General features: G+C 42.9%; 1 pseudogene. It reads right to left on the reverse strand.

The window, feature by feature from the left end:
- A pseudogene (locus tag AB4585_RS24470) lies at positions 1 to 325 on the reverse strand (hypothetical protein); the annotation flags it as partial.
- Between the last annotated feature and the right edge of the window lie 41 nt (positions 326 to 366).

Consider the following 366-nt stretch of genomic DNA (forward strand, 5'->3'; position numbering starts at 1 on the left):
TATCAACACCATTTGCCGCGGCGACCTCTGGGGAATACTTTCCATCCGCATCGATATAGACACAAATCAAACCTGATTTTTGAGCATGAGAGATCGAACTATAAGCCAGCACCGTTTTACCTGATTGCGGAGGACCAAAAAGCTCGTGAAACTTACCTTTGACCCATCCACCGAGTAACTCATGATCTAAACTCGGAAAACCTGTTGGAATCACTTCATAATCAGAAGACGTTTTAACCACCAGACTAGAACCATATTTCTTTCTCAAGGAAGCCAATGCAGCCTCTTGCTGGTGAGTGTTTTTCTTTAATGTGGCACTTTGCATATCGCTACTCCTGTCTGTTTCCTATTTACAAGATATCAGAC

It is taken from the genome of Vibrio sp. 10N.222.49.C9 (genome assembly GCF_041474985.1).
Taxonomy (GTDB): Bacteria; Pseudomonadota; Gammaproteobacteria; order Enterobacterales; family Vibrionaceae; genus Vibrio; species Vibrio crassostreae_C.